Here is a 22,380-nt window from a genome sequence, read left to right on the forward strand (position 1 = left end):
CTCGTCAGGCTGCCCGCCGAAATGGTTCGCGCGGGCGAACGCAAGGAAAACCGCGATGACGAAGCGCGCAGAGTCCAAGTACAAGATCGATCGCCGCATGGGCGAGAACATCTGGGGCCGTCCCAAGTCCCCGGTCAACCGCCGTCAGTACGGCCCCGGCCAGCACGGCCAGCGCCGCAAGGGCAAGCTGTCCGATTTCGGCATCCAGCTTCGCGCCAAGCAGAAGCTCAAGGGCTATTACGGCGACATTTCCGAGAAGCAGTTCCGCAAGACCTACGAAGAGGCCGCGCGCCGCAAGGGCGACACCTCCGAGAACCTGATCGGCCTGCTCGAGAGCCGTCTGGATGCGATCGTCTATCGCGCCAAGTTCGTCTCGACCCCCTTCGCGGCCCGCCAGTTCGTGAACCACGGCCATGTCAACGTGAACGGCGTTCGCACGAACATCGGCTCCTACGTCTGCAAGGCCGGCGACGTGATCGAGGTCCGTCAGAAGTCCAAGCAGCTGACGATCCTCATCGAGGCCACCCAGCTCGCTGAGCGCGACGTGCCCGACTACATCGAGGCGGATCACTCCAAGATGGTCGCGACCTACGTTCGCGTTCCCCATCTCGCCGACGTGCCTTACGCCGTTCAGATGGAACCGAACCTCGTCGTCGAGTTCTACTCGCGCTAAGGGCATCGTCCCTTCGAATTCGAACGAAAGGCCGCCTCGTGCGGCCTTTCGCGTTTCCGGCGCTCGGCCGTTCGGCGGGCGGCGGCTTTGTCTTCGCGGAGCGTTTCCTGTAGTCGGATCGCGACCGCCTGGAGTTCGCGCCATGCTCGACGAGATCAGCCCCGAGATGCCGGACGGAATCGATGGCGAGAGCGAGACAGGCGGCGCGCACCCGCTGCTCGGCTCGGCGCCCGACTCGGTCTCTTTCCGCAAGCTTCGCAAGCGCCTGCTGCGTCAGGTCCGCGAGACGATCTCGGTGCATGCCATGGCGAGACCGGGCGCGCGATGGCTCGTCGGCATCTCCGGCGGCAAGGATTCCTACGCGCTTCTGGCGCTGCTTCACGACCTGAAATGGCGGGGGCTCCTGCCGGTCGATCTTCTGGCCTGCAATCTCGACCAGGGCCAGCCGGGTTTTCCCAAGCACGTCCTGCCCGAGTTCCTTGCCAGCCACGCCGTTCCGCACCGGATCGAATATCGCGACACCTATTCGGTGGTGACGGAGAAGGTGCCGGCCGGCTCCACCTACTGCGCGCTCTGCTCGCGGTTGCGGCGCGGGCATCTCTACCGCATCGCGCGGGAGGAGGGCTGCGAGGCGCTGGTGCTCGGGCACCACCGCGAGGACTGCCTGGAAACGTTCTTCATGAACCTCTTCCATGGCGGCCGCCTCTCCGCCATGCCGGCGAAGTTCCTGAACGACGAGGGCGACGTGATGGTGCTGCGCCCTCTCATCTCCTCCGCCGAGGACGACATCGCCAAGTTCACCGCGGCGCTCGGCTTTCCCATCATTCCCTGCGATCTCTGCGGCAGCCAGGACGGGCTTCAGCGCAATGCGACGAAGGCCATGCTCTCCGAGATGGAAGGCCGCTTTCCCGGCCGTAAGGAGACGATCTTCCGCGCGCTCGGCCATGTCAGCCCGAGCCATCTCCTGGACCCTAAGCTTTTCGACTTCGCTTCCCTCATGATGACCGGACCACGCCCGTGACCGCCTTCGACGTCGACCGCCTCGCCACCATCCTGCGCGATGCCGCTCTGGCCGATATCATGCCCCGTTTCCGTCGCCTCGCCTCCGGCGACATCCGGCAGAAGACCTCCGCCGTGGATCTGGTGACGGAGGCGGACGAGGCTGCGGAGCGGCGCATCCAGGCCGCCTGTGCGCAGGCTTTTCCCGGCGCCGCCTTCATCGGCGAGGAATCCACGGCCGCCGATCCGGCGCTGCTCGGCGCGGTCGGAACGGCGGATCTCGCGATCGTCGTCGATCCGATCGACGGAACCGCGAACTTCGCGGCGGGCGCGCCGCTCTTCGCCGTCATGGCCGCGGTCGTTTCCAAGGGCGAGACGATCGCCGGCATCATCTACGATCCGCTGGGCGACGATTTCCTGATCGCGGAGCGCGGCGCGGGCACCCGGCTGCGCCGGGTCGACGGGATCGAGATGCCGATGGAGGTGGCGCTGCCGGTGCCGGTCTCCGAAATGGTCGGCTTTGCGTCCACTTCGTCCTTCGAGCCGGCGGAGCGGCGGGCGCTGCTCGGCAATCTTTCCGGCGTTCGCATCGTCGGCAATTTCCGCTGCGCAGGGCACGAGTACCGGCTGGCGGGCACCGGGCAGGTGCACTTCAACCTCTATCTAAAGCTGATGCCCTGGGATCATCTGGCGGGCGCGCTGATCCTCGAAGAGGCCGGCGGCTATGTCGCCAAGTTCGACGGCTCGCCCTACCGCGCATCGGACACGCAAGGGGGACTTCTCTGCGCGATCGATGCCGAGAGCTGGAAGGCGCTGCACGCGACGCTCTTCCCCGGCCGAATGTAGGGTCTTTCCGCAGGCCTATTCGGCCGGCGTCTGAGCCTCCGCCTCGGCAAGCTGGTCGTGGCGCTCGTGCAGCCGCTGGAAGAGGCGGCCCTTCTCGGCGATGAACACCGCGCCGAGCGAGGCGAGGGAGAGAACGACGAAGCCGAGATAGAGCGGGCGCAGCGTGCCGTCGTAGAAGGAGCCGATGGCGGCTCCCATCAGACCGCCGCCGAGCGTCTGCATGAAGCCGAGAACCGACGACGCCGTGCCCGCAACATGGCCGAGCGGATCGAGCGCCAGGGCGTTGAAGTTCGTGCCGATGAAGCCGAACATGCAGAAGGTCAGAAGCATCAGTCCCAGGAACAGCGGGAAGGGCATGATCCCGCCGAGCGCGGTGGAGATGCCGAGCTGCAGGGCGCTGAGGCCCGCGAAAATGCAGAGCGCGCCATGCGAGAGGCGGCGCATGCCGATGCGCTCCACCAGCCGCGAGTTCGTGAAGGAGGCCGCGGCCATGAAGATCGCGACGGCCGAGAAATAGAGGGTGAAGGTCGGCCCGAGGTCGTAGATGCCGGTGTAGATCTGCTCGGCCTGATTGATGAAGCCGAAAAGCACGCCGAAGATCAGCGCGGTCGCGACCGTGTAGCCGAAGGCGCGCCGGTTCGACAGGACGATGCGGAAGGCTTCCGCCGTCCGCCGGATCGTCAGGGGGCGCCGGTCTTCCTCGTGCAGCGTCTCGGGCAGGCGCAGATAGGCCCAGATCAGAACCGCCGTTCCGAACAGGCCGATGACGAGGAAGATCTCCTGCCAGTCGCCGAAGTTCATGATGATCTGGCCGACATTGGGCGCGACGACCGGCACGGCCATGAAGACCATCATGACCAGCGACATGACGCTCGCCATACGCGGCCCGCCGAAACAGTCGCGCACGATGGAAACCGCGATGACGCGCGTCGCGGCGGCACCTACCCCCTGGAGCGCGCGCAAGGCGAGGAGCACGCCGAAGGTCGGCGAGACGATGGCGGCGAAGGACGCGGCGATGTAGATGCCGATGCCGACGAAGAGCACGGGCCGGCGCCCGAAATGGTCGGACAGCGTGCCGTAGACGATCTGCGCCCCGCCGAAGCCGACGACATAGGCGGTGATGACGAGCTGACGCTGATTCTCGGTGGCGACGCCGAGCTGCGCGCCGATCTCCTGAAGCGAGGGGATGAAGATGTCGATGGAGGCGGCGTTCAGAGCCATCAAGCATGCGATCATCACGACGAGTTCCCAATAGGGGAGGCTCGCCGCGGCGCTGGGGCGGGATGCGTTCGACATGTTCGTCCTTTCCGGAGACGGCCCGGAATGTACCGCCGGCGTGACAATGGCAAGGCGGTCTTAGAAACTTGATCGAACACTTGGGTTCGATGGGCTGCCGAGCGAGAGATGGATCGCTTGCGCCAAAAGGCGAGGGCCCACCCGTCGCCGGATGAGCCCTCGATATCGTCATTCTGCTTCGCTTTCGGGCGATCAGCCGTTGGCGACGGCCTGGGCGGAGGTCGAAATGCCCTTCTCCTCGAAGAAGTCCTTCAGCTCGCCCGCCTGGAACATTTCCCGCAGGATGTCGCAGCCGCCGACGAACTCGCCCTTCACGTAGATCTGCGGAATGGTCGGCCAGCCGCCATATTCCTTGATGCCCTGGCGCAGCTCGTCCGAGGTCAGGACGTTCACGCCCTTATACTCGACGCCCATATAGTCGAGGATCTGCACGACCTGTCCTGAAAAGCCGCACTGCGGGAAGCCGGGCGTGCCCTTCATGAAGACGACGATGTCGTTCGCCTTCACCTCGTTGTCGATCCAGTCGTTGATGCCGGTCATGTCATTCATCCTTATGGGCGGTTCGATGCCGGGAGCATCGATCTCTACGCCTTCTCCAAAATCTCGATCCGCTCGTGCTGGTGTATCAGTTCTCCGCGCGTCTCCGCGAGGATGTAGGCAAGTCCGGATATGGCGTTCTCGACAGAGTTGAGACGCTCGCCCAGGCCATCCAGTTTCGCATCGAAGCTCGACAGCTTCGCGTCAAACCCGGAAAGTTGGCTTCTCATCAGGCGAAGCTGTTCCAGAATGATGTTGCCGACCTCATCCTTCATCGCCTTGTCTCGCCGACCCCCAGCTCATCTTTCGGTATCAGAGGCTGTTCTGCTCACTCGACCTTTGTAAACCTGCGATCACTGTTCGCGCCTATTTCGGCGCGCTCGTCTGAAGCGCGAGCGCGTGGAGAATGCCGCCCATATTGCCCTGGAGCGCCTGATAGACCATCTGATGCTGCTGCACGCGGGACTTGCCGCGGAAGCTTTCGGCGACGACCTCGGCGGCGTAGTGGTCGCCGTCTCCCGCGAGATCGCGGATCGTCACTTCGGCATCCGGAATGCCGTCCTTGATCATCTTTTCGATGTCATGGGCGTTCATCGCCATCCCGCGTCGTCTCCTCGAATGTCGTTGTGCAAACCATTCGTCGCCTTCGGGTAGGAAGGCGGAACGGTCCATTGCCTCCGAAGATAGGCGCTTCCCCGCCGCCGATCAATCGAGCGGCGGGTACGAACGGTTCTATTCCGCCGCTTCGGCGAGCACGCCGGACATGTAGTTCGGGAACCAGCTTTCGTGCGCGACCGTCAGATCCGAAACGGCAAGCGAAGCGCCGCCGAGCGAGAGACGGTCGCCGCCGGCGGTGCCTAGGCGACGAAGGGGGACGCCGGCCGCCTTCGCTTCGGCCTCGACCCTGTCGGCTTCTCCGGCCGGAAGCGAGACGACGTAGCGGGCCTGATCCTCGCCGAAGAGGACGGCATGGCTCGGACCGTCGCCGGCCTCGATCGTCGCGCCGAGACCGGAGGCCATGCACATTTCGGCGAGCGTCACGGCAAGACCGCCATCGGAAATGTCGTGGCAGGCCTTCACCGTGCCGGCGCGGATGAGGCTGCGCACGAAGTCGCCGTTGCGCTTTTCCTCTGCGAGATCGACCGCCGGGGGGGCGCCGTCCTCGCGGCCCTCGACTTCGCGCAGATAGATCGTCGCGCCGAGATGCGTGCCGTCGCGGCCGACGAGGAGGAGGACGTCGCCGGACTTCATGCCGCCGATCGTCGCCGTGCGCGTGCGATCGTCGATGAGGCCGACGCCGCCGATGGTCGGAGTCGGCAGGATGCCGCGCCCGTGGGTCTCGTTGTAGAGCGAGACGTTGCCGGAGACGATCGGGAAGGCGAGGGCGGAGCAGGCCGCGCCGATGCCGCCGATCGCCCGGACGAGCTGGCCCATGATCTCGGGCTTTTCGGGATTGCCGAAGTTGAGATTGTCGGTCGCGGCGATCGGTTCGGCGCCGACGGCGGTGAGGTTTCGCCAGCATTCGGCGACGGCCTGCGCGCCGCCAAGATAGGGATCGGCCTCGCAATAGCGGGGCGTCACGTCCGAGGTGAAGGCGAGCGCCTTCGTCGGATGGCCGTCGACGCGCACGACGCCGGCATCGCCGCCGGGGCGCTGGAGCGTGTTGCCCTGGATCAGCGTGTCGTATTGCTCGAAGACCCAGCGGCGCGAGGCGATGTCGGGCGAACCCATGAGCTTCAGGAGCGTCGCGGCGATGTCCTTCGGCTCGGCAAGGGTCGCCGCGTCGATCGGAGCGCCGACCTTCGGCTCGATCCAGGGGCGGTCGTATTCCGGCGCCTCGTCGCCGAGTTCCTTGATCGGCAGGTTCGCGACCTCTACGCCCTCGCGCAGGATGCGGAAGCGCAGGTCGTCCGTCGTCTTGCCGACGACGGCGAAATCGAGGCCCCATTTGACGAAGATCGCCTCGGCGACCTCCCGGCGGGACGGCTCCAGAACCATGAGCATGCGCTCCTGGCTCTCCGAAAGCATCATCTCGTAGGCGCTCATGCCGGCTTCGCGCACGGGCACCTTGTCGAGGTCGAGCTCGATGCCGAGATCGCCCTTGGCGCCCATCTCGACGGCCGAGCAAGTGAGGCCTGCCGCGCCCATGTCCTGGATGGCGATGACGGCGCCGGTCTTCATCAGTTCGAGGCAGGCTTCGAGCAGGCACTTCTCGGTGAAGGGGTCGCCGACCTGCACGGTCGGACGCTTTTCCTCGATCGTGTCGTCGAACTCCGCCGAGGCCATGGTCGCGCCGCCGACGCCGTCGCGGCCGGTCTTGGCGCCGAGATAGACGACGGGCAGGCCGACGCCCTTGGCCTCCGAGAGGAAGATCGCATCGCTCTTGGCAAGTCCGGCGGCGAAGGCGTTGACGAGGCAATTGCCATTGTAGCGCGAGTGGAAGTTGACCTCGCCGCCGACGGTCGGCACGCCGAAGCTGTTGCCGTATCCGCCGACGCCCGCGACGACACCGGACACGAGATGGCGCGTCTTCGGGTGGTCGGGTTCGCCGAAGCGCAGCGCGTTCATCGCCGCGATCGGGCGGGCGCCCATGGTAAAGACGTCGCGCAGGATGCCGCCGACGCCGGTCGCCGCGCCCTGGTAGGGCTCGATGAAGGAGGGATGGTTGTGGCTCTCCATCTTGAAGACCACACAGTCGCCGTCGCCGATATCGACCACGCCGGCATTCTCGCCGGGGCCCTGGAGGACGCGAACGCCGGTGGTCGGCAGCGTCTTCAGCCATTTCTTGGAGGACTTGTAGGAGCAGTGCTCGTTCCACATGGCGGAGACGATGCCAAGTTCGGTGATCGTCGGCTCGCGCCCGATCAGGTCGAGAAAGCGCTGGTACTCGTCGGGCTTCAGCCCATGGGCGGCGACGAGGTCGGGCGTGATCGCGACGTCGGTCATCTCTGGCTCTCCAAGCGTCTTGTCGGTTCCCGGACGCGCTGATCGAGAGTCAGCTCGTCGGGGCATCGTATCGAAATCAGGCCGCGGTCCAATCGGTGCGGCTGCGGCAGATGGCGGTGTCGGCGTCCCGGCGCAGAATTGCCGCGTCGTCTGCGACCTGGCTGATGCCGGGCTCGAAGACGCGGCGCTGGAAGACGAGAAGCGCATAGGCCTTGCCCGATCTCAGGCACAGCGCATAGCCGTCGGACGGGTCCGCCGAGACGAAGGCGCGCGTGCGCTCCACGTCGCGGCGTCTGAAGACGACGCGGCCGGTGTCGCGGGCATAGGCGATCTCGACGGCGCTCGGCGACAGGGCGTTCAGCGCGAGCAGGGGCGCGGGCGCCTCATAGGCTGCGGGCACGGGCTCCACGCGCATGTCGAAGGTCCGGATGCCGCCGGTCGCATAGAGGCAGCCGGACAGGCTTGCGAGCGAGAGGAGCGCGCCGCCGAGGGCCAGCGTCCGCGCGCTGGACCGATGGTCAGGCATCGCAGCCAGCGCTTCCCGCGCTCCAGCGGGCGATGTCGCTGCTGACGCGCCCGGCAAGGCCGGTGTTCATCACCGGGCCGTAGGTCGCGACCTCCCGCGATCCGTCCCGGCCTTCGACGACTAGAAGGGGCTTGGCTTCCGGGCGCCCTCGCGGCACCAGAAGGAAGCGCGGCTTGCCGGAAAAGGAAGAAAGCTCGGGCGCCAGACTATAGGCGCGGAAGGCCGGATCGCCCGACTTGAACCAGCAGCGGTTCGCCGCCAGCGTCAGCTTCTCCATCCGGCCGAGCGCCGAGGCGGCCTTGGCCGGGGCCGGGGGCTGCGTCATGCGCGGGCCCTTGGCCGTGTTCGAGCAGGCTGCGAGGCCGAAGGCGCCGGCAAGAACCAGCACCGTCGCGAGACGCGCGGCGCGCATCATGCCGCGAGCTTCGCGGAGAGGCCGAGCACGCTCTCGAAGATGCCGCGACCGTCCGTGCCGCCATGTTCGGGCTCGATCAGGTTTTCGGGATGGGGCATGAGGCCGAGCACGTTGCCCGCCTCGTTCACGATCCCGGCGATGTCGCGCACGGCGCCGTTGGGGTTGGTGCCCTCGGCATAGCGGAACACGACCTGGCCCTCGCCGTGCAGCCGATCCAGCACCGCCTCGTCGGCGAAGTAGTTGCCCTCGTGATGGGCGACGGGGCAGCGGATGACCTGGCCCTGCCTGTAGGCGGTGGTGAACTTCGTCGTCGCGTTGACGACTTCGAGCTTCACCTCGCGGCAGACGAACTTCAGCCCGGTGTTCATCATCAGCGCGCCCGGCAGGAGCCCGGCCTCGCAGAGGATCTGGAACCCGTTGCAGACGCCGAGCACGGACACGCCCTTCGCCGCCTTTTCCGCAACCGCGCGCATGACAGGCGAACGCGCCGCGATGGCGCCGCAGCGTAGATAGTCGCCGAAGGAGAAGCCGCCGGGAACGACGATGAGATCGACGTCCGGGATCTCGGTGTCGGTCTGCCAGACCGTCACCGGCGCGGTGCCGGAAATCGTCGTCAGAGCGGCGATCATGTCCCGGTCGCGGTTGAGGCCGGGGAGAAGGACGACGGCGGTTTTCATAAACGCATTGTTCCGTTGCGGTTCGAGCCGCTGTTCTTAAGCTGAAGTGCCGGAATCGTAGGGTCGATGCGGTTCGGCCAGTTCCCGCAACTCCAGTCGTCGCTCGATACGGTCGAGGCGATGGTCGATCCGGCCGAAGGCGCCGTAAATGTTATGGATGTCCGACTGGGAAGCGACCATGTGACCCCGCATGGCATTCATCTCGGACCTGACCTCGGAGAGGGCGCTGTCGATCTTATCGAAGCGCTCGTGCATCCGCCTCATCAATTCCACCAGCAGTTCGCTCGATGCCTCTGCAGCCATCGTCGCCTCCCAGATTGCTCAGCCGATCTCCACCTTGTAGTTCTCGATGACCGTATTCGCCAGGAGCTTGGCGCACATGTCCTCCAGCGTCGCCTTGGCGGCGGCGGAGTCGGCCGCATCGATCTCAACGTCGAAGACCTTGCCCTGGCGGACGGAGCCGACGCCCTCGAAGCCGAGGCTTCCGAGAGCGCCTTCGATGGCCTTGCCCTGGGGGTCGAGGACGCCGTTCTTCAGCGTTACGAGAATGCGCGCCTTGATCACTGAACCTGCCTGTCTCTGCTATAGACGAGTTTGATACCCGATGCCGGTTGCGGCGCGTTTCCGCGCCGCCGTCTTACTTGACCAGCACCGGCCCCGTGGGGCGGGGCGGCTCGTTTTCATTCATGATCCCGAGACGGCGGGCGACCTCCTGATAGGCCTCGACGAGGCCGCCCATGTCGCGGCGGAAGCGGTCCTTGTCCATCTTCTCCTGGGTCTGGACGTCCCAGAGACGGCAGCTATCCGGCGAGATCTCGTCGGCGACGATGATGCGCATCATGTCGCCTTCGTAGAGGCGGCCCGTCTCGATCTTGAAGTCCACGAGCTGAATGCCGACGCCGAGGAAGAGGCCGGAGAGGAAGTCGTTGACACGGATGGCGAGCGCCATGATGTCGTCGATCTCCTGCGGGCTCGCCCAGCCGAAGGCCGTGATGTGCTCTTCGGAGACCATCGGGTCGTCCAGCGCGTCGGCCTTGTAGTAGAACTCGATGATCGAGCGGGGCAGCACGGTGCCTTCCTCGATGCCGAGGCGCTTGGCCAGCGAGCCGGCCGCGATGTTGCGCACCACGATCTCGAGCGGGATGATCTCGACTTCCTTGATCAGCTGCTCGCGCATGTTGAGCCGGCGGATGAAGTGAGTCGGGATGCCCATCTTGTTCAGATGGGAGAAGAGGTACTCGGAGATCCGGTTGTTGAGGACGCCCTTGCCGTCGACGACCTCGTGCTTCTTCTTGTTGAAGGCGGTGGCGTCGTCCTTGAAGAATTGCACCAGGGTGCCGGGCTCGGGACCCTCGTAGAGGATCTTTCCCTTGCCTTCGTAGATCCGGCGACGACGTGTCATATACGGTACTCGATCGTGAAAGAGGGAACGCGCTCTCATCGACGCGCTGAGGAGGGCCGATGCGCGAAGGTGGTCGGTTCGTGCCCGTCCCATAGACCAAACGGCCGGTTTTGCCAATGCTGGCCCCTGTCAAGGCCACCTTCTCCCCGGACAGTTGGTCATTGCCGGGCGCGGTGCAAGCGGGGACGCGGAGCCTTTGCCCTTCAAAATGCCTCGCGAAGCGCTTATTCCAACGCGGAAGGGTTCGGCGCGAGGCCGGACCGACAGATGAGAAAGGGTTCAAGCCCATGACCATGCAGGACCGCGAGAACGATTTCGAGTCGCGCTTCGCTCATGACGAGGCTCTGCGCTTCCGGGTCGAGGCTCGCCGCAACAAGCTTCTCGGCCTCTGGGCCGCCGGCGAACTCGGCAAGGCCGGCGAGGATGCGACCGCCTATGCGCAGGAGGTCGTGAAGGCCGACTTCATCACGGCGGGCGAGGAAGACGTCTTCGCCAAGATCCGTACCGATTTCGATGCGGCCGGCGTCGAGAAGTCCGACCACCAGATCCGCCGCACCATGGCCGAGCTGATGATCGAGGCCGAGCGCCAGGTCATGGCCGACTGAGGCCATCGATCGGGACGATCCACGGGGAGGGAACGGCATGGCGCTTTCGAGCCTTCGAGACCTGTTGGCGGAGGACGGCTTCGTCCTCTCCGCATGGTCGGCGCTGCGCGATCCGATCGTGCACGAGGCGCTGATCCGCTCCCCGTTCGATGCGATCACCTTCGACGTGCAGCACGGGCTGCACGATCTGGCGAGCCTGGAGGCCGGCATCGGCCGCGCCGCGCTGCTCGGCAAGCCCGCCATCGTTCGACTGGCGCTGGAAGACCGCGCCCATGCCGCGCGCTGCCTCGACCTCGGCGCCTCCGCCGTCGTCATGCCGATGATCGGTTCGGCCGACGAGGCGCGGGCCTTCGCCGAAGCCGTGAAATATGCGCCTCTCGGAGCGCGGTCCTACGGGCCGACGCGGGCCGCGGAGCTGCACGGCTTCTCCGGCGGCGCCGACTACATGCGCGTCGCCAATCGCGAGACGCTTGCGCTCGCGATGATCGAGACCGGCTCCGCGCTGGAGGCGGTCGAGGCGATCCTCGATGTGGAGGCGATCGACGGCGTCTTCGTCGGACCCTCCGATCTTTCCATCGCGCTGTCGGCGGACGGCACGCTCGATCCGCGCGGCGAGGCCGGAGAGCGCGCGATCACCCGTATCGCCGACGCCGCCCGAAAGGCGGGGAAGCTCGCCGCGATCTACGCGATCACGGCCGAGGACGCCCGGCGCTACCGTGCGCTCGGCTACCGGCTCGTCTGCGTAGCGTCCGACATCGGTTTTCTCAAGACGGCCGCCGCGTCGCTGGTCGCTGCCGTTCGCGCCTGAGGCGTCGCGCTCAGCCGGCTTCGAGCGGCAGATTCGCCATGAACTTGCCGAAGGTCAGAAGCCCCTCAGGCCAGGGGCCGTGGCCGCTCTCCGCGTTGAGATGGCCGGATTCGCCGGCATCGACGAAGAGCGAGCCCCAGGCTGCCGCGATGTCCTCGGCGACTTCGAAGGTCGAGAACGGGTCGTTGCGGCTGGCGACGACGACCGAGGGGAAGGGCAGCGGATCGCGCGGATAGGGGCCGAAGGTCTGAAGATGCTTCGGGCGCAGAGCGGGGTTCGCGACATCCGGCGGCGAGACGAAGAAGGCGCCGGCCACCCGATGCGTGAAGAGCGGGATCGCCTGGATGGCCGTCGCGACGCCGAGCGAATGGGCGACGAGCACGACCGGTTTCGTCGCCTCGTTGACCGCCTCGGCGACGGACTGCACCCAGTCCTCGCGCACGGGCTTGGTCCATTCGCGCTGGTGGACGCGGCGGGCCGTGGAGAGCCGGTTTTCCCACCGGGTCTGCCAATGGTCGTGCTGGGAGCCCCGATAGCCGGGGACGATGAGGATATCGGCTTCTGAAATGCGCATGCCTCGCAGATGCGAAGGACGCATCGTCATGTCAAGCGCTCCGCAATCAGAGAAGCGGGCTGATCAGGCGCATGGCGTTTTCGAAGAGCTGGGTGAAGAAGCCGCGCTTCTCCCATTCCTCGGCGGTGAGGCGCCGGCTCTTGGCGCGGTAGTCCCTCTCGATCGCCCGCAACTGGCGCACCGTGTCCGCGTCGTAGACGACGAGCGTCACCTCCGAGTTCAGCTCGAAGGAGCGGCGGTCCATGTTGGCGGAGCCGACGACCGCGATGTCGTCGTCGATCGAGAGATGTTTGGCGTGGAGGAAGAGCTCGCCATAGAGCATGACCTCGACGCCGGAATTCAGAAGCTCGTCGTAATAGGACCGCTGGGCGTGGTCGATGAGGACGCTGTTCGTCGTCTCCGTCACGAAGAGCGTGACGTGCACGCCCTTCTGCACGGCGGTTCGCAGCGCCAGTGAGAGCGGCTCGTTCGGGATGAAGTAGGGCGTCGTCAGCACCACGCGGTCGCGTGCGCCGTGGATGAGATCGGTGAAGAGCGTGTCGACGCGGGCGGCCGGATGGTCCGGCCCGCTCGGCAGGACCTGCGCGACCGCGCCGCCCTCCAACTTGTCGGGCATCGGCATGACGGCGGGGCCGGAAATGTCCTCGTCGGTCTCCAGATACCAGTCGCCGATGAAGATCGCCTGGAGTTCGAGGACGACCGGGCCGACGACGCGGGCCATGACCTCGCGATAGAACGTGTTCGGCTCGTATTCCTTCTGGTGCATGTTCTGCGAGCCGACCCAGCCGATCCGCCCGTCCACGACCACGATCTTGCGGTGGTTGCGCAGGTCCGCCCGCGTCGCGCGGTTCCAGAAGCGCAGCGGCAGGATCAGCCGGATCTCCACGCCGCTTCCGTCGAGGCGCCGCACGATCGCGTTGCGGCGATAGGAGGAGCCGACGGCGTCGATGAGGAGGCGGCATTTCACGCCGCGCTTGGCGGCCCGTTCGAGCGCCGAGAGCAGCTTGTTGCCGGCCTCGTCGTCCTGGAGGATGTAGAACATCGCATGGGCATGGTCGGTCGCCGCGTCGATATCGGCCGCGATGCGGTCGACCACGCGGTCGTAGTCGTGGTCGAGGTCGATCGTGTTGCCGGCCAGCGCGGGCAGCTGGCCGATCGACTGGACGAGGCGCGCGGCGATGCGCGTTGCCGGCTGAAGCTCGTCCTGGGAGTGCTTGGCCTTTGCCGGAATGTCCGCCACGGCCTTCAGGACGACGGACGGCACGTCCTTGATCCGCTCGCGCCGCCATTTGGGATGCCGCGCATTGCCGATGACGAGATAGAGAAGGAGCGCGACCAGCGGCTGGAAGAAGAAGAGCAGCAGCCAGCCCTGGGCGGCTTCCGGCGAGCGGCGGAAGGGGATCACCACGAGGGCGCCGACGATGATCGTCCAGTTCATCGCGCCGAGCGCGATGGACACGTAGTTGACGTCGAAATTCATACCGCGCCGTCTGTCTCTCGTCCCGGATGCTTAGAGGCTGTCTGAAAAGTCCCTCGGGTCGGCCCGGCGGTGCTTTTCCGGCCTCACTTCGTTGCCGATCCTCGCCGATGCCCCCGGCATCGACTGCGTTCGGCGCCTCGTGAGCGCCGAAAAAGCCCTCGACGGTCCTCCGCCGGGGACTTCTCAGATAGCCTCTTAGAAGCATGCCGTGCAGCGGTTGACCATGCCCCCGTGGCGCGACGCCGGCGGGGGATGGACCTTGCCGAGCGGGGCCAGAGGGCCGATATGGCTCGCTCGGTGGCATAGGACAGGGCTTCCGGCTTGGAACCGCCCGCCGTCCCCACGGATCATCAGGCAAGGATCGCGATGCTGCGCATCGTCTACGCGAATCTCGGCTACTCCCGGGAAATCAACGGCTCGATCGGTCATCATCTGCGCCGCGCCCATCACCATGTCTTCACGCCGAAAGCCGCGCAGATGCGAAGCCTCGGTTTCGTGAAGGAGAAGCTGCGCGCGCTGAAGCCGGACCTCTCCTGTTTCGTCGAGATCGACCAGGGCTCGCTGACCAACGGCTTTCTCGACCAGCTGCCCGTGCTGCGCGAGGAGCACCACCAGTTTGCCCGGATCGACAACAAATATTCCGCGACGCCGAAATTCGGTCGGCTGTCGGTCTCGAAGGGCAAGTCCAATGCCTTCCTGGCGAGCCAGCCGGTGGCCTGCACCGCGCGCTATCTCGACGACGGAACGAAGCGGCTCGTCTACGACATCGAGATCCAGGGACTGCGCGTCATGGTCGTCCACTGCTCGCTGCGGGCCGGCGTGCGGGCGCGGCAGTTCGAGCAGATGGCGGGCTGGATCGACGAGCGGGACGTGCCGACCATGCTCGTCGGCGACTTCAACCTGTTCAAGGGCGCCTCGGAACTGGCGCCGCTGCTCCGGCGCGGCAATCTCTACCATGCCAACAGCGCGAGCGGCCCGACCTTCCGGTTCGGGCCCTACCGCGCCAATCTCGACAGCTGCCTTCTCTCGCCGAGCCTCCAAGAACGGGCGAGCATCGACGTGATCGACCAGCCGTTTTCAGATCATCAGATGCTGAAGATCGACATCAACCTGAACGGGTCGGCGTAGACCCGGCATCGGGTGGTACGGAGGTTCGGAACCGGAGACCGCTCATCGCCGTCATTCTCGGGCCCCGTCCCGAGAATCCAGGGGCCTCCCATGAGGCTCGTGCGGCACGTTCTGGATTCTCGGGCCGGGGCCCGAGAATGACGAAGGTGGTGAGGTCGGGCTTTCCCGCTGCCTTTCGGCAGCGCGGCGCCCTTTTCACCGCAGGCGCCCACCCGATCCGGCTCAGCTGCGGCCGAACACGCGGCGGAAGATCGTGTCGACATGCTTGGTGTGGTAGCCGAGGTCGAACTTCTCGCGGATTTCGGCTTCCGGCAGGTAGGCCGTGACCTCCTTGTCGGCGAGGAGCTGGTCGAGGAAGTCCACCTCCGACGCGCCGTTCACCTGATAGCTGTCCCAGACCTTCATCGCGTTGCGCTGGACGAGGCGATAGGCGTCGTCGCGGCTGGCGCCCTTCTGGGTCAGGGCGAGGAGAATGCGCTGGGAGTGCACGAGGCCGCCCAGGCGATCCATGTTGCCGGACATGCGGGCGGGATAGACGAGAAGCTTGTCCACGACGTTCGTCAGGCGGGCCAGGGCGAAATCGAGCGTGATCGTCGCGTCCGGGCCGACATAGCGCTCGACCGAGGAATGCGAGATGTCGCGCTCGTGCCAGAGGGCGACGTTCTCCATGGCGGGCATGGCATAGGAGCGGACCATGCGGGCAAGACCGGTGAGGTTCTCCGTCAGCACCGGATTGCGCTTGTGCGGCATGGCCGAGGAGCCCTTCTGCCCCGGCGCGAAATACTCTTCCGCCTCCAGCACTTCCGTGCGCTGGAGATGGCGGATCTCGATCGCCAGCCGCTCCACGCAGGAGGCGATGACGCCGAGGGTCGCGAAGTACATGGCATGCCGGTCGCGGGGGATGACCTGCGTCGAGACGGGCTCCGGCGTCAGGCCGAGCGCCTTGGCGACATGCTCCTCCACGTAAGGGTCGATATTGGCGAAGGTGCCGACCGCGCCGGAAATGGCGCAGGTCGCGATTTCCGCGCGCGCGGCGACGAGGCGCTCGCGGCAGCGCTGGAACTCGGCATGGGCGAAGGCGAGCTTGATGCCGAAGGTGACGGGCTCGGCATGGATGCCGTGCGAGCGGCCGATCGTGACCGTGTCCTTGTGCTCGAAGGCGCGCTTCTCCAGCGCCGCGAGCAGCGCGTCGAGATCGGCGAGGAGGAGGTCGGACGCCTTGGCGAGCTGGACGGAAAAGCAGGTGTCGAGCACGTCGGACGAGGTCATGCCCTGGTGGACGAAGCGCGAGTCGGGGCCGATGAACTCGGCGAGATGCGTCAGGAAGGCGATGACGTCGTGCTTGGTGACGCGCTCGATCTCGTCGATCTTCTCGACGTCGAAGGTCGCGGCATTGCCCTTTTCCCAGATCGTCTTCGCCGCTTCCTTCGGGATGACGCCGAGTTCGGCCAGCGCCTCGCAGGCATGGGCCTCGATCTCGAACCAGATGCGGAACTTCTGCTCCTGCGACCAGACGGCCACCATTTCGGGGCGGGAATAGCGCGGGATCATCGGCGGAGCTTTCGGAGGGAAACGACGGATGCCCGCGACATAACAGAGCGCATCCACCGCCTCAACGGCAGGCGCGCCGATGAGGCCCGGTTCGATTCCTCGCAAGTCGTGATCCGGCCGGTCGAGCGGCTTCAGAGCGCCGACCAGGCGGGAACGCGGTCGCCCGCCATCGAAGTCGCGGAAAAGACGCCGCGCGCGATAGCCCGGGCCATGACGGCGGCTGCGGCCGCGCCCATTTCGATACGGTCGGGGCCAGTGGGAGTCCGTTTGGCGCGGCCGGTGGCGAGGGCGAAGACGAGGTCGCCGTCGTAGTCGGTGTGGGCGGGCCAGAGCGCGCGGGCGAAGCCGTCATGGGCCGCGACCGCGAGGCGCTTGGCGCCGGCCTTGTCGAGCACGGCGTCGGTGGCGAGGACGGCGATCGTGGTGTTCGCCCGCGCGGCGGGGCCGGCCTTGGTGCGGGGCAGCACCGCATCGGCCGGCCAGGGATGGGGGAGGCCGAGGCCGCCGAACTCCCCGCCGATCTCGAAGGGGGCGGCCCAGAAGTGGCGCGTGCCGCCGACGAGCGGGCTGCCCAGCGCGTTAACGGCGACGAGGGCCGCGACGGTGATGCCGCTCGCGAGCACCACCGATGCCGAGCCGATGCCGCCCTTGACGCCGACCGTGGAAGCGCCGGTGCCGGCGCCATGGGTGCCGAGGGCGAAGTCGAGCGAGGCGGTGCCGGCCGCCGCATAGCCGAGATCGCGATAGGGGGGATAGCGTTCCCAGCTTTCGCCGCCGCCTGCGCTGAGATCGAAGAGGATCGCGGCGGGCACGATGGGCACGCGATGCGGGCCGACCTGAAAGCCGCGGCCTTTCTCGCGCAGGAAGGCCTGGACGCCGGCGGCGGCATCGAGGCCGAAGGCGGAACCGCCGGAGAGGACGAGCGCATCGACCGCCTGAACGGTCGCCTCCGGCGCGAGGAGATCGGTCTCCCGCGAGCCGGGCGCGCCGCCGGAAACGTGCACGGCGGCGGTGGCCGGCTCCTCGCAGAGGACGACGGTCGTGCCGCTCGCGAGCCGCTGATCCTCGGCCTGCCCGACGAGAAGGCCGGCGACGTCGGTCAGGCCATTGCGCGGGCCGGGCGTCCAGGGCGCCATGCTCAGCCGCCGGCTTCGGGCACGAAGTCCGTGCCGTCGAACCGATGGACGCGGAAGAGGTCCAGGCTGGAGTCGCCCTTGGCGTCGAAGCGGACGGGGCCGAGCGAGGTGGAGAAGCGCGTGGTGCCCAGCACGTCCGCCAGAGGCTTGCCGCTGCGTTCGGCCTCGGCAAGGGCCTCGACGGCGATCTCGGTCGCAGCGAGCGAGGGGCCGAAATAGCCCTCGCGTGTCTCGGGCGCCTCCGGATCGGCCTCGCCGGGCGCGGCGGAAAAGCGCCAGAGCGGCGCGACGGCGAGCGTGCCGGCCGGCAGGGGCACGCCGCCGGCCTCGTCGAGAAGGGTTTCTCCGCCCATGATCTCGAGCGACAGGCCGCTCGCCGCCGCGTCGCGCGCGATGATCGCGACGTCCGGTCGGTCGCCGGCGATGAGAAGCCGCGAGACGCCGCTGGCCGCGACCCGCCGGACCGGACCGAACTGCCTGTCGTCGGCCGGGCGGAACGTGTCGATCAAAGCGGGCTTGAGGCCGGTCGCTTCCAGCCGGATGCGGATGGCGTCGGCAAGGCCTCTGCCTTCGACCGTGCCGTCGTCGACGAGAGCGAAGGGCACGTCCCGCCAGCGCTCGGTGATCGCCCGTGCCATGGCCTCGGCCGGCGCATCGGCGCGGGGGGCGATGCGGAAGAGGAGGGCGCCCGTCCGGGCGCGCCGGTCGGTGAAGCGCAAGGCCCGCACGCCCGACGTGATCACCGGGATCTGCGCTGCCGTCAGGATCGGGAGCGCGGCCTCCAGCGCCTGCGTGCAGAGAAAGCCGGTGACAACAGCCGCCTTCTCGGCGACGAAGCGGCTGGCGGCGGCGCGCCCGCCCTCCGCCGTGCAGGCGGTGTCGGCCTCCACCAGCCGCAGGTCCTGCCGCCCGGAGACGGCCTGCCGGCCGCCGGCCAGCATCTGCTGCCCGAGCCGAGCGGAGGGGCCGGACATCGGCGCCGCGACGGCGATCACGCGCTCCGCCGCCCGGGCGGCGGGGAGGCCGGGAAGCATGCCGGCGAGGAGAAGCGCGGCGAGCGCGAGACGGGTTCTGGTTGCCATCCGGCGAGGCTAGCGCCAATTCATCGCGAATTCGAGACGGGCGGTCGTCGCTTCGGCCTGCGCGCGATGGAAAGGCAGCCATGACCTATCGACTTTACTACTGGCCCGACATCCAAGGGCGCGGCGAATTCGTGCGGCTGGCGCTGGAGGAGGCGGGCGCCGACTATCTCGATGTAGCGCGCGGCAAGGAGGCGGACGGCCTCGGCTTGCCTGCGATGTTCGCGCTGCTCGAAGGGGGAGCGGGCGCCGCGCTGCCCTTCGCACCGCCGATCCTGGAGGACGGCGAGCGGCTCGTCTGGCAGGTCGCCAACATCCTTCTCCATCTCGGCGAGCGGCACGGGCTCCTACCGAGCGATCCGCGCCTTCGGACCATCGCACACGGGCTGCAACTGACGATCACGGACCTCGTGGCCGAGGTGCACGACACGCACCATCCGATCGCGACGAGCCTCTACTACGAGGACCAGATCGAGGCGGCCGAGGCGCGCGCTGCGGATTTTCGCGCCAACCGGATGCCGAAATATCTCGGCTATTTCGAAGCGGTGCTTGCCCGCAACGCGGCTGGTGGCGGCCACGCCGTGGGCGCCGAGCTCTCGACGGTCGATCTCTCGCTCTTCCAGGTTCTGGAGGGGCTGGCCTACGCTTTCCCACGCGCCAGCGCCGATGTCGCGGACCGTTATCCGCGGCTCGCCGCTCTTCGCGAAACGGTGCGGGAGCGGCCGAGGATCGCGGCCTATTTCGCCTCCGAGCGGCGGATCGCCTTCAACGAGGACGGCATCTTTCGCCACTATCCGAACCTCGACGGCGACCCCGAATGAGGAAGGCCGTCGCGAATCGCCGGGGCTCGCCCTATGTGACGGGGCGAGACACATGTCGCGTCGCAAACAGAGGCCGCCCGTGCTGAGCAAACCCACGATCGAGCCGCTGCTCTTCCGCGACGCCATGAGCCGGTTCGCGAGCGCCGTGCATCTCGTCGCGACCGACGGCCCGGCCGGCCGGCGCGGCGTGACCGCGACCTCGGTCGTCTCCGTTTCCGACAGTCCCGCCACGCTGCTCGTCTGCCTCAACGCCTCCAACGCGGCGAACACGCGGTTCGACGGCAATCGCTGCTTCGCGGTCAACGTTCTCGGCCGTCGGCACGAGATGGTCGCGCGGCGCTTTTCCGGCGAGGGCGACCTGACGCCGGAGCAGCGCTTCGGCGCGGCCGAGTGGACCCGGCTCGAAACCGGCGCGCCGGCGCTGGTGAACGGGCTCGTCACCTTCGACTGCCGCCTGATCGAAGCCCGCGTCGTCGCGACGCACCATGTCCTCATCGGCGAGGTCGTCGCCGTCTCGATGGGCATGCCGGACGAGGCGCTGGTCTATCACGCGCGGCAGTATCGCCACGTCTGATCGCATCGGCTTTCCGAAGGACGGCTTGCGGATCGGGCGCGGCGGCTCATATTCGGGAGGCCGAGCCGGCACAGACCGGCCGCGACGCGAGGGAGCCGACGCCTTGGCCGACAGACATGCCCTTCCCGATTCGATCGACGCCACGCAGGCTCTGCTCGATTCGGAAAACTACGTCGCCGACCGATCGCTCGCGACCGTGCTCTTTCTCGCCCTGCGCATGGGCCGGCCCCTGTTCCTCGAAGGCGAGGCCGGGGTGGGCAAGACGGAGATCGCCAAGGTTCTGGCCGCCGCGCTCGACCGGCCGCTGATCCGCCTCCAGTGTTACGAGGGGCTCGACGTCTCCTCCGCGCTCTACGAGTGGAACTATGCCGCGCAGATGATCGAGATCCGCATGCGCGAGGCCTCCGGCGATACGGCCAAGGACGCGATGCGCTCCGAGATCTTCTCGGAACGCTTCCTGATCCGCCGTCCCATCCTCCAGGCGCTGGAGGGCGCGCCGGGCCGGGCGCCCGTGCTCCTGATCGACGAACTCGACCGGACCGACGAGGCGTTCGAGGCGTTCCTTCTGGAGGTCCTCTCGGACAATCAGGTGACCATTCCCGAGCTGGGCACGATCCGCGCGGCCGAGCCGCCGATCGTCATCATCACGACCAACCGCACGCGCGAGATTCACGACGCGCTGAAGCGCCGCTGCCTCTACCACTGGGTCGACTACCCCGCCTCCGACCGCGAGCTTCAGATCGTGCGCCGCAAGGCGCCACGCGCCAATGCGGAGCTTGCGGCCGAACTCGTCGCCTTCGTGCAGCGTCTGCGGCGGATCGATCTTTTCAAGGCGCCGGGCGTTGCCGAGACGATCGACTGGGCGAATGCGTTGACGGAGCTGAACGCCGTCGCGCTCGATCCCGCCCACGTCTCGGACACGCTGGGCGTGCTCCTGAAATATCAGGACGACATCGCCCGCATGGAGAAGGGCGAGGGGCGCGCGATCCTGGCGGAGGTTCAGGCCGAGGTCCGGCGGGGCCTGCAGGCGGCGGGCTGAGGCGGCTCGTGGACGGGGACCTTCCAGCGCGGGCCGAGCCGGACGGGCGGCTGGCCGACAACATCGCTTATTTCGCGCGCACGCTGCGCAAGGCCGGGCTGAAGCTCGGCCCGGCCGCGACGCTCGACGCGATCGCCGCGGTGAAGGCGGCCGGGATCGGGTCGCGCGACGATTTCTACTGGACGCTCCACTGCGTGCTCGTCACGCGGCGGGAGGACGATGCGGTCTTCGACGAGGCCTTCCGGCTCTTCTGGCGTTCGCGCGAGCTGATCGAGAAGATGATCGCCATGTTCTCGCCGACCGCGCCCGGCCGAGACGTGATGCCGGAGAAGAAGAAGGCCGGCGAGAGCCGCGTCGCCGACGCTCTTTTCGAAGGCGCCAAGCGGCGGGAGACCGAGCAGAAGCGGCCCGAAATCGAGATCGACGCGAGCCTTACCGTGTCCGAGGCGGAGGTGCTGCGGGCCAAGGATTTCGCGCAGATGTCGGCCTCCGAGATCGAGCTGGCCAAGCGAGCCATCGCTTCGCTGCGCCTGCCCGCCGACTTCGTGCGCACGAGACGCTACCGCTCCGATCCGCGCGGCGAGCGCATCGATCCCCGGCGAATGATGCAGGCCTCCATGAAGACCGGCGGCGCGTTGATCCTGCCGAAATACCGCTCGCGCCGGCAGGTGCATCCGCCGCTCGTCGTCATCGCCGACATTTCCGGCTCGATGAGCCAGTACACGCGCATCTTCCTGCACTTCCTCCACGCTCTGACCGAGAAGCGCCGGCATGTGCACACGTTTCTCTTCGGCACGCGCCTCACCAACGTCACGCGCCAGATGCGCCATCGCGACCCCGACGATGCGCTGGCCGACTGCGCGGGGGCGGTGAAGGACTGGTCGGGCGGCACGCGCATCGGCGAGGCGCTGCACGGCTTCAACAAGGCTTGGTCGCGCCGGGTGCTGACGCAAGGAGCGGTCGTGCTGCTCATCACGGACGGGCTGGAGCGCGACTCGATCGCCGAGCTGGAGGTGGAGATGGAGCGGCTGAAGAAGAGCTGTCGGCGCCTGATCTGGCTGAACCCGCTGCTGCGCTTCGACGGCTTTTCCGCACGGGCGCGCGGCGTGCGCGCCATGCTGCCCCATGTCGACGAGTTCCGCTCCGTCCACTCGCTGGAGGCGATGGCGGATCTCTGCGCCGCCTTGTCCGAGACGGGCGGGCCGGAAACGGACCCGCGCCGCTGGATCGCGGCCGCCGACTCGGCGCTCGCCGCCTGATACCGGGAG

General features: G+C 67.3%; 26 protein-coding genes. 10 read left to right on the forward strand and 16 right to left on the reverse strand.

Going from position 1 to position 22,380, the window contains the following annotated elements; genetic code table 11:
- The first annotated feature begins 55 nt into the window (after positions 1 to 55).
- The 3 genes from rpsD (at position 56) to ASG62_RS16915 (ending at position 2,518) form a co-directional block, all read left to right on the forward strand.
- On the forward strand, positions 56 to 673 hold the full coding sequence (gene rpsD / locus ASG62_RS16905) for a 30S ribosomal protein S4 (protein WP_056693560.1): 618 nt from the start codon (positions 56 to 58) through the stop codon (positions 671 to 673).
- A gap of 142 nt (positions 674 to 815) precedes the next feature.
- On the forward strand, positions 816 to 1,694 hold the full coding sequence (gene ttcA, locus ASG62_RS16910; protein WP_056693562.1) for a tRNA 2-thiocytidine(32) synthetase TtcA: 879 nt from the start codon (positions 816 to 818) through the stop codon (positions 1,692 to 1,694).
- Positions 1,691 to 2,518, forward strand: coding sequence for an inositol monophosphatase family protein (locus ASG62_RS16915; protein ID WP_056693564.1), 828 nt, complete (start codon positions 1,691 to 1,693; stop codon positions 2,516 to 2,518). Before ttcA ends, ASG62_RS16915 begins: the two co-directional genes overlap by 4 nt.
- A 15-nt stretch (positions 2,519 to 2,533) precedes the next feature.
- On the opposite strand, the gene ASG62_RS16920 is transcribed toward ASG62_RS16915, so the two are convergent.
- From ASG62_RS16920 to purC, 11 genes are all read right to left on the reverse strand, one after another.
- Positions 2,534 to 3,814, reverse strand: a complete 1,281-nt coding sequence (locus ASG62_RS16920) for a multidrug effflux MFS transporter (RefSeq protein WP_056693567.1) — start codon at positions 3,812 to 3,814, stop codon at positions 2,534 to 2,536.
- Between the two features lie 192 nt (positions 3,815 to 4,006).
- Positions 4,007 to 4,354, reverse strand: coding sequence for a Grx4 family monothiol glutaredoxin (gene grxD / locus ASG62_RS16925; RefSeq protein ID WP_056694022.1), 348 nt, complete (start codon positions 4,352 to 4,354; stop codon positions 4,007 to 4,009).
- 44 nt (positions 4,355 to 4,398) lie between these two features.
- The gene (locus ASG62_RS16930; protein WP_056693570.1) at positions 4,399 to 4,626 is read right to left on the reverse strand and encodes a hypothetical protein; all 228 of its coding nucleotides are present in this window, start codon (positions 4,624 to 4,626) and stop codon (positions 4,399 to 4,401) included.
- A gap of 91 nt (positions 4,627 to 4,717) precedes the next feature.
- Positions 4,718 to 4,951 carry a BolA/IbaG family iron-sulfur metabolism protein gene (locus tag ASG62_RS16935; RefSeq protein ID WP_056501737.1) on the reverse strand — a complete coding sequence of 78 codons (234 nt, stop codon included), beginning with the start codon at positions 4,949 to 4,951 and terminating at the stop codon, positions 4,718 to 4,720.
- Between the two features lie 132 nt (positions 4,952 to 5,083).
- Complete coding sequence (gene purL / locus ASG62_RS16940) at positions 5,084 to 7,297, reverse strand: phosphoribosylformylglycinamidine synthase subunit PurL (RefSeq protein WP_056693574.1); 2,214 nt, start codon at positions 7,295 to 7,297, stop codon at positions 5,084 to 5,086.
- Between the two features lie 76 nt (positions 7,298 to 7,373).
- Positions 7,374 to 7,823 carry a hypothetical protein gene (locus ASG62_RS16945; protein ID WP_056693577.1) on the reverse strand — a complete coding sequence of 150 codons (450 nt, stop codon included), beginning with the start codon at positions 7,821 to 7,823 and terminating at the stop codon, positions 7,374 to 7,376.
- Positions 7,816 to 8,238, reverse strand: a complete 423-nt coding sequence (locus ASG62_RS26635) for a hypothetical protein (protein ID WP_162246011.1) — start codon at positions 8,236 to 8,238, stop codon at positions 7,816 to 7,818. Before ASG62_RS26635 ends, ASG62_RS16945 begins: the two co-directional genes overlap by 8 nt.
- Entirely contained in the window at positions 8,235 to 8,915 is a 681-nt protein-coding gene (gene purQ / locus ASG62_RS16955) for a phosphoribosylformylglycinamidine synthase subunit PurQ (protein ID WP_056693579.1), read from the reverse strand. Before purQ ends, ASG62_RS26635 begins: the two co-directional genes overlap by 4 nt.
- Positions 8,916 to 8,951: 36 nt before the next feature.
- The gene (locus ASG62_RS16960; RefSeq protein WP_056693581.1) at positions 8,952 to 9,218 is read right to left on the reverse strand and encodes a hypothetical protein; all 267 of its coding nucleotides are present in this window, start codon (positions 9,216 to 9,218) and stop codon (positions 8,952 to 8,954) included.
- Positions 9,219 to 9,236: 18 nt separating this feature from the next.
- A complete protein-coding gene (gene purS / locus ASG62_RS16965) occupies positions 9,237 to 9,479 on the reverse strand; it encodes a phosphoribosylformylglycinamidine synthase subunit PurS (RefSeq protein WP_056693584.1) in 243 nt (80 codons plus the stop codon).
- A 73-nt stretch (positions 9,480 to 9,552) separates the two neighbouring features.
- Positions 9,553 to 10,317, reverse strand: coding sequence for a phosphoribosylaminoimidazolesuccinocarboxamide synthase (gene purC / locus ASG62_RS16970; protein WP_056693589.1), 765 nt, complete (start codon positions 10,315 to 10,317; stop codon positions 9,553 to 9,555).
- 287 nt (positions 10,318 to 10,604) lie between these two features.
- Between purC and ASG62_RS16975 the strand changes: the two genes are divergently transcribed.
- Complete coding sequence (locus ASG62_RS16975; protein WP_056693593.1) at positions 10,605 to 10,922, forward strand: DUF1476 domain-containing protein; 318 nt, start codon at positions 10,605 to 10,607, stop codon at positions 10,920 to 10,922.
- Between the two features lie 37 nt (positions 10,923 to 10,959).
- On the forward strand, positions 10,960 to 11,730 hold the full coding sequence (locus tag ASG62_RS16980) for an HpcH/HpaI aldolase family protein (RefSeq protein ID WP_056693596.1): 771 nt from the start codon (positions 10,960 to 10,962) through the stop codon (positions 11,728 to 11,730).
- Between the two features lie 10 nt (positions 11,731 to 11,740).
- On the opposite strand, the gene ASG62_RS16985 is transcribed toward ASG62_RS16980, so the two are convergent.
- A complete protein-coding gene (locus tag ASG62_RS16985) occupies positions 11,741 to 12,304 on the reverse strand; it encodes an RBBP9/YdeN family alpha/beta hydrolase (protein WP_056694029.1) in 564 nt (187 codons plus the stop codon).
- A gap of 46 nt (positions 12,305 to 12,350) precedes the next feature.
- Positions 12,351 to 13,784 (reverse strand): cardiolipin synthase, encoded by a 1,434-nt coding sequence (gene cls / locus ASG62_RS16990; RefSeq protein WP_056693598.1) that lies wholly within the window; start codon positions 13,782 to 13,784, stop codon positions 12,351 to 12,353.
- Positions 13,785 to 14,150: 366 nt separating this feature from the next.
- On the opposite strand from cls, the gene ASG62_RS16995 reads away from it, so the two are divergent.
- Positions 14,151 to 14,912, forward strand: a complete 762-nt coding sequence (locus ASG62_RS16995) for an endonuclease/exonuclease/phosphatase family protein (protein ID WP_057180522.1) — start codon at positions 14,151 to 14,153, stop codon at positions 14,910 to 14,912.
- A 222-nt stretch (positions 14,913 to 15,134) separates the two neighbouring features.
- On the opposite strand, the gene purB is transcribed toward ASG62_RS16995, so the two are convergent.
- The 3 genes from purB to ASG62_RS17010 form a co-directional block, all read right to left on the reverse strand.
- Positions 15,135 to 16,463 (reverse strand): adenylosuccinate lyase, encoded by a 1,329-nt coding sequence (gene purB, locus ASG62_RS17000; RefSeq protein ID WP_056693604.1) that lies wholly within the window; start codon positions 16,461 to 16,463, stop codon positions 15,135 to 15,137.
- 131 nt (positions 16,464 to 16,594) lie between these two features.
- Positions 16,595 to 17,599, reverse strand: a complete 1,005-nt coding sequence (locus ASG62_RS17005) for a P1 family peptidase (protein WP_056693606.1) — start codon at positions 17,597 to 17,599, stop codon at positions 16,595 to 16,597.
- A gap of 2 nt (positions 17,600 to 17,601) precedes the next feature.
- The gene (locus ASG62_RS17010; RefSeq protein ID WP_056693609.1) at positions 17,602 to 18,681 is read right to left on the reverse strand and encodes a branched-chain amino acid ABC transporter substrate-binding protein; all 1,080 of its coding nucleotides are present in this window, start codon (positions 18,679 to 18,681) and stop codon (positions 17,602 to 17,604) included.
- 80 nt (positions 18,682 to 18,761) lie between these two features.
- Here ASG62_RS17010 and ASG62_RS17015 point away from each other — a divergent pair, with 80 nt between their 5' ends.
- The 4 genes from ASG62_RS17015 to ASG62_RS17030 all read left to right on the forward strand — a co-directional run bounded on the left by ASG62_RS17015 (position 18,762) and on the right by ASG62_RS17030 (position 22,371).
- Positions 18,762 to 19,499, forward strand: coding sequence for a glutathione S-transferase family protein (locus ASG62_RS17015; protein WP_056693611.1), 738 nt, complete (start codon positions 18,762 to 18,764; stop codon positions 19,497 to 19,499).
- A 79-nt stretch (positions 19,500 to 19,578) separates the two neighbouring features.
- On the forward strand, positions 19,579 to 20,073 hold the full coding sequence (locus ASG62_RS17020) for a flavin reductase family protein (RefSeq protein WP_244487541.1): 495 nt from the start codon (positions 19,579 to 19,581) through the stop codon (positions 20,071 to 20,073).
- Between the two features lie 103 nt (positions 20,074 to 20,176).
- Complete coding sequence (locus ASG62_RS17025; protein ID WP_056693613.1) at positions 20,177 to 21,112, forward strand: AAA family ATPase; 936 nt, start codon at positions 20,177 to 20,179, stop codon at positions 21,110 to 21,112.
- An 8-nt stretch (positions 21,113 to 21,120) separates the two neighbouring features.
- Positions 21,121 to 22,371: a vWA domain-containing protein gene (locus ASG62_RS17030; RefSeq protein ID WP_056693618.1), complete on the forward strand. Its 1,251-nt coding sequence runs from the start codon at positions 21,121 to 21,123 to the stop codon at positions 22,369 to 22,371.
- Positions 22,372 to 22,380: the final 9 nt, after the last annotated feature.

This window comes from Aureimonas sp. Leaf427, assembly GCF_001425485.1.
GTDB lineage: Bacteria > Pseudomonadota > Alphaproteobacteria > Rhizobiales > Rhizobiaceae > Plantimonas.

Coding starts and splice junctions, on each gene's coding strand:
- purB (WP_056693604.1), bottom strand. CDS start 16,463: ATGATCCCGCGCTATTCCCGCCCCGAAATGGTGGCCGTCTGGTCGCAG.
- ASG62_RS17010 (WP_056693609.1), bottom strand. CDS start 18,681: ATGGCAACCAGAACCCGTCTCGCGCTCGCCGCGCTTCTCCTCGCCGGC.
- ASG62_RS16945 (WP_056693577.1), bottom strand. CDS start 7,823: ATGCCTGACCATCGGTCCAGCGCGCGGACGCTGGCCCTCGGCGGCGCG.
- ASG62_RS17005 (WP_056693606.1), bottom strand. CDS start 17,599: ATGGCGCCCTGGACGCCCGGCCCGCGCAATGGCCTGACCGACGTCGCC.
- ASG62_RS16980 (WP_056693596.1), top strand. CDS start 10,960: ATGGCGCTTTCGAGCCTTCGAGACCTGTTGGCGGAGGACGGCTTCGTC.
- rpsD (WP_056693560.1), top strand. CDS start 56: ATGACGAAGCGCGCAGAGTCCAAGTACAAGATCGATCGCCGCATGGGC.
- purQ (WP_056693579.1), bottom strand. CDS start 8,915: ATGAAAACCGCCGTCGTCCTTCTCCCCGGCCTCAACCGCGACCGGGAC.
- purC (WP_056693589.1), bottom strand. CDS start 10,317: ATGACACGTCGTCGCCGGATCTACGAAGGCAAGGGAAAGATCCTCTAC.
- ASG62_RS16920 (WP_056693567.1), bottom strand. CDS start 3,814: ATGTCGAACGCATCCCGCCCCAGCGCCGCGGCGAGCCTCCCCTATTGG.
- cls (WP_056693598.1), bottom strand. CDS start 13,784: ATGAATTTCGACGTCAACTACGTGTCCATCGCGCTCGGCGCGATGAAC.
- ASG62_RS17015 (WP_056693611.1), top strand. CDS start 18,762: ATGACCTATCGACTTTACTACTGGCCCGACATCCAAGGGCGCGGCGAA.
- purL (WP_056693574.1), bottom strand. CDS start 7,297: ATGACCGACGTCGCGATCACGCCCGACCTCGTCGCCGCCCATGGGCTG.
- ttcA (WP_056693562.1), top strand. CDS start 816: ATGCTCGACGAGATCAGCCCCGAGATGCCGGACGGAATCGATGGCGAG.
- ASG62_RS16975 (WP_056693593.1), top strand. CDS start 10,605: ATGACCATGCAGGACCGCGAGAACGATTTCGAGTCGCGCTTCGCTCAT.
- ASG62_RS16995 (WP_057180522.1), top strand. CDS start 14,151: ATGCTGCGCATCGTCTACGCGAATCTCGGCTACTCCCGGGAAATCAAC.
- ASG62_RS16935 (WP_056501737.1), bottom strand. CDS start 4,951: ATGGCGATGAACGCCCATGACATCGAAAAGATGATCAAGGACGGCATT.
- ASG62_RS26635 (WP_162246011.1), bottom strand. CDS start 8,238: ATGATGCGCGCCGCGCGTCTCGCGACGGTGCTGGTTCTTGCCGGCGCC.
- ASG62_RS16960 (WP_056693581.1), bottom strand. CDS start 9,218: ATGGCTGCAGAGGCATCGAGCGAACTGCTGGTGGAATTGATGAGGCGG.
- ASG62_RS16985 (WP_056694029.1), bottom strand. CDS start 12,304: ATGCGCATTTCAGAAGCCGATATCCTCATCGTCCCCGGCTATCGGGGC.
- grxD (WP_056694022.1), bottom strand. CDS start 4,354: ATGACCGGCATCAACGACTGGATCGACAACGAGGTGAAGGCGAACGAC.
- ASG62_RS16930 (WP_056693570.1), bottom strand. CDS start 4,626: ATGAAGGATGAGGTCGGCAACATCATTCTGGAACAGCTTCGCCTGATG.